The sequence below is a fragment of the Persicitalea sp. genome, from assembly GCF_041751555.1.
Lineage (GTDB): Bacteria > Bacteroidota > Bacteroidia > Cytophagales > Spirosomataceae > Persicitalea.
The window spans coordinates 1-5,379 of the sequence record NZ_JBGSXF010000107.1; the positions used below are offsets into that span (position 1 = coordinate 1).

Annotated in this window: 4 protein-coding genes; 1 reads left to right on the plus strand and 3 read right to left on the minus strand. The window is 50.3% G+C overall.

Annotated features, from left to right (window positions below):
- Nucleotides 1-193: 193 nt before the first annotated feature.
- Together ACEW8P_RS03530 and ACEW8P_RS03535 are read right to left on the minus strand one after the other, a co-directional pair.
- Nucleotides 194-1,315 carry a FecR family protein gene (locus tag ACEW8P_RS03530; RefSeq protein ID WP_373511728.1) on the minus strand — a complete coding sequence of 374 codons (1,122 nt, stop codon included), beginning with the start codon at nucleotides 1,313-1,315 and terminating at the stop codon, nucleotides 194-196.
- A 155-nt stretch (nucleotides 1,316-1,470) separates the two neighbouring features.
- On the minus strand, nucleotides 1,471-2,070 hold the full coding sequence (locus ACEW8P_RS03535; RefSeq protein ID WP_373511729.1) for an RNA polymerase sigma factor: 600 nt from the start codon (nucleotides 2,068-2,070) through the stop codon (nucleotides 1,471-1,473).
- A gap of 211 nt (nucleotides 2,071-2,281) precedes the next feature.
- On the opposite strand from ACEW8P_RS03535, the gene ACEW8P_RS03540 reads away from it, so the two are divergent.
- On the plus strand, nucleotides 2,282-4,237 hold the full coding sequence (locus tag ACEW8P_RS03540; RefSeq protein WP_373511730.1) for a hypothetical protein: 1,956 nt from the start codon (nucleotides 2,282-2,284) through the stop codon (nucleotides 4,235-4,237).
- An 886-nt stretch (nucleotides 4,238-5,123) separates the two neighbouring features.
- On the opposite strand, the gene ACEW8P_RS03545 is transcribed toward ACEW8P_RS03540, so the two are convergent.
- On the minus strand, nucleotides 5,124-5,379 hold a 256-nt coding region (locus tag ACEW8P_RS03545), incomplete at its 5' end, for an outer membrane beta-barrel protein (RefSeq protein WP_373511731.1).

Below are 5,379 nucleotides of genomic sequence, written 5' to 3' on the forward strand. Positions count from 1 at the left end.
GGGCTTGTTCTTGATTTGTACCGAAATCCGTTGATCCAGTACCTGCTGCGCCATGCCATCGCGGGCCAGCGACAGGCTCGCAAAGGCCAGCACGAACGCGCATTGCAGGCAGGCAATGCCCATCATACGGTTCGGTTTTGAAAATAATCGTAGTAAGTCTTGCATAAGGGTTTGGGTTTGGTTTAAAGAAAGGTTAAATACTACAGCCGGAACCTGACACCACGATTCGAGTCCCGAAAACCTCGTAAGTCGCGCCAATGGTCTGGCAGATGATGTCGAGTTTACGGAAAAGTGGCTCGTCGCCAAGTGGGGCGGTTATATTGCAATTTTTCAAGTTCTCCTGGTTGAATTCTATCTTCACACCGTAAGAATCTTCCAGCGTTTGGAAGACGTCCGCCACGGCAGTGTTCCGAAAGTTGAAATCGGGATGATTCTGCGGGGTACTTAGGAGATCGGGTTTAGGGACATAACTGGTCGCGAAAACTTTTTTCGAGGCGTCATAACGTACTTGCTGGTTGGCAGTTAGTTCCACCATTTCCTCGGGTTGGCCTCGTTCCAAATCCCGGAATTTTGCCAGCGTGAACACCTTTACTTTGCCCGTCTTTACCTCTACGCTCGGCGAGGTGTCGCCCGCGAAGGCATCGATGGTGAAGCTCGTCCCAACTACCTGGGTCACCAGGTTATTGGCAAAAACGATGAAGGGCCGAGCGTCATCTTTCACGACCTCAAAGTATCCCTTTCCTGACAAAAAGACTTCTCGTTTGCCCCCGGTAAAAGGACGTTTAAAGCTTAGGCGACTTCCGGGAAACAGAACTACCTGACTGCCATCGCTGAATTGTACTGCTTGATTTTTATCGCTATCGTTCGTCCTCTCCGTCAAGGGGACGCGGGTGTTTGCTATCTGTCCGGCGTAGCTGGCGGGATCTTTCTCCCCGTTTCCGAGTGCAAGCCAGCCCACGCCCAGCACGACCAGCCCAATGGCGGCGACCGAAAGCCATCTCCAAAGCGCGAACGTGTTCCTGGGTATCAGGGGCAGCATTCCTTCACTTTCTGGGTAGGCAAGGTTCGCCGTTTCTTCATTGATAATCGCCCACATCCGGCGGCCCTGTTCGTCGGAAGGCACTGATTGCGATTCGTGCAGAGTCAGGAAAAGTGACTGAGCCGCCGCCAACACCGGGCTACGCTCGGGGTAGCGTTTCAGGAAACTTTGCCAGAATTCATTTGCTTCTGCTTCGGGAGGGGCAGAAAGTACCCACGCACGAAAATGCTCGTCGCAGATGAAATCTTCCACACTAAATAAAATGTACTTTTCCAACGATTGAGGATTGCCGGGTTAATTGATCGCTATCGGTTCTGTTTGCATAAAGACAGCAATTTGAACTTTGACCCAGTCGAAGTACTATTTTTCACCAAAAAGTTAACATTCGACCTTTTTGATGTTGGAAAGAATTCTTGACAAGAAGTTGATTTTCAAGAAAATAGAAGAAAAAACAGAGCCATACCCAAACACACTTTAAGGAGGCTGGTACTAGAGCGGAGCGTTGTCATGGCGTTGAAGAGCGTGTTGCGAACGGTTTTTTCAGTAATGCCCATAATGAGGGCGATCTCGTCGGTATCGAAGTTTTCGTAGTAGCGCAGCATCACCACTTCGCGTTGCCGCTTGGGGAGTTCTGCAACGATGGCTTTCAGGCGACGGGTCAGGAGTGGTTCATCGCTCCCAAGCAGGAAATCAGGAGATTGAGAGAGGTGCCCGTTGTCCTCGGATACCAAAAATATGTCCTGACTCTGGGTGCGTTGTTCCCGCTGCGAGATACGGCGAATGTTGCGACGCAGGCAGCGGAAGAGGTAAAACTTAATATTATCGACTTGGGACAAATTTTCGCGGGTACGCCATAGACTGATGAATAAGTCCTGTATGGCGTCTTCCGTGAGGGAAACGTCCGTCAGGAACTGTTTACCGTAGGAATAGAGCTGCCCATAGTGCAACTCGAATATCCTGGCAAATGCCGCCCGGTCGCCTGCCCGGAACTTGTCCCAGATTTCCAGATCGTTTGGTAAACTTGCTTTCAATTTGAGCTGATTGGTAAAACATTGAAAATGTACACAAATATACAATAAGAATGCTACAAACGTTGGGTCAGATTGGGCCGATAATCGTCTTGATTTTAGAAAAAATCGACTTTCTCAATGGGTAATTAACAAGTATTCTTCCTTTTTCCAGAAACAGCCGTCCCCGCTATCCAAACCCTGAACAAGCAATTTTTTAATCTCAATTTTCTCCATGAATTCCAATAAAGATTCCCGCCGCCAATTTATCAAAAAAACCTCTGGACTGGCCCTCGCCGCTTACCTGCCGTCGCTATACGCCAGCGCTTACGATAAAATGAACGACCCTTTTCCCTTCGGCACCGAGCGCGGCAAGCCGCTCGACGCCTGCGCCACGGGTGAGTGGTGGAATTGGAAGGGCGACGAGCAAATGAGCCGCTTTATGCAGACGCGGGCACGGTCGAAGGTCATTGCCTATGCCGTGTATACCCATGACCGGGGTGTACTAAAAATGACTGCGCAGCTTTTTCCGCTCTACCCGAATGAACCCGACACTGTGACATTGGAGATAAAGCAAAAGGGTAAGTGGAAGAAAATTGCAAAAGAAAAAATCGTGTATCCCGGTTGGAGTGCCCATTTTGGGGTCGAGAAATGGGATGACACGGCGGAAGTACCCTACCGCGTGAGCCTGGGCAAGCAAGCAAGCTTCGAGGGGATGATCCGGCCCGACCCTATCAATAAGGATGAGATCAAAATTGCGACGATGTCGTGCAATTCGCCGCGCGACGAAACGGTTGAGAAACGGAACGAGTACATCGAGAACCTGAGGCACCACGACCCCGATATCCTGTTTTTTGCGGGCGATCAGTCGTACATCCACCAATATCACACCTACGGCATTCTGCTGTTCGGGGTGCAGTTTGCCGACATTATGAAAGATCGCCCTGTGATAATGATTCCCGACGACCACGACGTGGGGCAGGGTAACTTCTGGGGCGCGGGCGGCGGCGTGGCCGACTCCCCGGCGGGCGACACGGGCGGTTACTACTATCCGGCAGAGTACGTCAAGATGGTGGAACGCTGCCAAACCTGGCACCTGCCCGATGCCTATGACCCGACGCCCATCAAGCAGGGTATCGGGGTGTACTACACCAATCTGAAAATCGGCGGCGTAGATTTCGCCATCATCGAAGACCGCAAATTCAAAAGCGGGCCAAACGGAAATATCCCCAAAATGGGGCCACGCCCCGACCATATCGTGGACCCGGCTTACGACCGCAAAGCCGTGGACTTGCCCGACCTGGAATTACTCGGCGAGCGGCAAATTAAGTTTTTGCATGAGTGGGGGCAAAACTGGGAAGGAGCCGAAATGAAGGCGGTTCTGTCCCAAACGGCCTTTTGCGGGGCCGTGCACCTGCACGGCAGCATGGACAATCGTCTGCTAGCCGACCTCGACTGCAACGGCTGGCCCCAAACGGGCCGCAACACTGCCCTGCGCGAACTGCGCCGCTGCGGGGCCACGCACCTCTGCGGCGACCAGCACCTGAGCGTCATCGTGAAGCACGGCATCGACGCCTACCGCGACGGGCCGATGTCGTTCACCAACCCGGCCCTGGTCAACACCATCTATGGCCGCTGGTGGTGGCCGCTCGACGAAAAGACGGGTGGCGGCCCCAAAATCGACAGCCCGCTCCCCTGGACGGGCGACTACGAGGACGGCCTGGGTAACAAGATCACAATGTACGCCTACGCCAATCCCAAAGAAAAGGATGGCAAAGAACTCAACGACAACAACAACCGCAAGGACCGCGCCGACGGCTACGGCCTGGTGCGCTTCAACAAAAAAACCCGCATGATTACGCTGGAATGCTGGCCCCGCTTCGCTAACGCTTCGTCGGGCAAGGGGCAGTTTCCCGCCTGGCCGCGCACCTTCGCAATGGCCGAGAACGATGGCCGGAAGATCACGGGCTACCTGCCAACCTTAAAGTTTGCCACCGAAAATCCGGTGGTGCAGGGAATTGACGAGGCTTCGGGGGAGATTTTGTACACTGAACGTGTGAAAGGAAAAGAGTATCGTCCGAGGGTATTTGGCAGCGGGAGTTTTACCGTGAAAGTTGGAAAGGATAAGCCAGAGAAAATAGTTGGGGATACTGTAAAAGCGGGGGAGGGGACTATTGACGTGAAGGTGTAGGGCGATTTTGGACATTTTATGCCATTAGAAATTATTATCCCTGTAATTTGGAACGAGAAGTTCTAATTTGCAAGGATGATAACAAGAAAAGTACGAAAAGAGGTGGAAAAAGCACTTGACCGCCAACCAATATTATGAAGAATCTTTATTGTGGCATTATAGCTACTTTGCTTCTGTATTCTTGTCTAAAAAAACAAGAGGATCGCGACGAAACGATCTTTAATCAACAATTTTATTCAGTATTAAGCTTTTTGATTGAAACACGACTAAGAAATGTTTCGGTAGTTAAAAGCACAACAACTCCGGTTTATAGAAAAGAAGATCTGTTTAAAGATTTGGCCACGACTCTTCATCCGTTTCACCGAATACTAGCGACTCTTATGATGATTATTTATTCGATTTTCTTGTAGATAGAGAAGTAATGGATACTCGCGAGGCCAGCTATATGTACGGGAGCATTGACTCAACCCAGATTTTTAATATCGATTCGACCAAAATCAATCTACCTATAATTTCATCAGAAAAGCTCAATGAGATTTTGTATCCGAAAAATAATGACAGCGGAATCCTGGATATTTACAAAGGGTACGACAATGTTAGGAGGATATATGGTCGTGGCTATACCATGCAAGTACTTACTCCCGTTTTCAACAGTGACTATTCTGTGGCGATTATTTCAATTAACTACTTCTGGGGTCCCATGATTGCGAATGGGCGGTGCTTTATATTGACAAAAGAGAAAAATAAGTGGGTAATAAATCAAGACTTTGAAAGCTGGGGAACCTAGTCTCTTGCTGCGTAGTATATCCGACTGTAAGGTGTAAGAAATCAGAAGGCTCCTGTTTCAATTAGGAGCCTTCTTTATTACGGAGACTAAACACTCTCTCTACCTCCTCCGACTCCCCGAATAAGTCATCGCTTCCCCTTTGCCAAAACCATAGCTAAACCCTAACGTCACAAACCGCCCCCGTTGCCCGAAATCGTACAGGTAGAAATTCGATCGCTCGATCACACTTTCCTGGATGCGGGACGCGAATATGTCGCGCACGCCCAGATTGATTACGGCTTTACCGCCTTTCAGCTTTTTCCGCAAGCCGAGGTCTGCGAAAGCGTAGCCGGAAACCCGACTCTGCACTGTGCGG

Excerpts from the sequence above, each read along its gene's own strand:
- ACEW8P_RS03540 (WP_373511730.1), top strand. The coding sequence starts at position 2,282 with ATGAATTCCAATAAAGATTCCCGCCGCCAATTTATCAAAAAAACCTCT.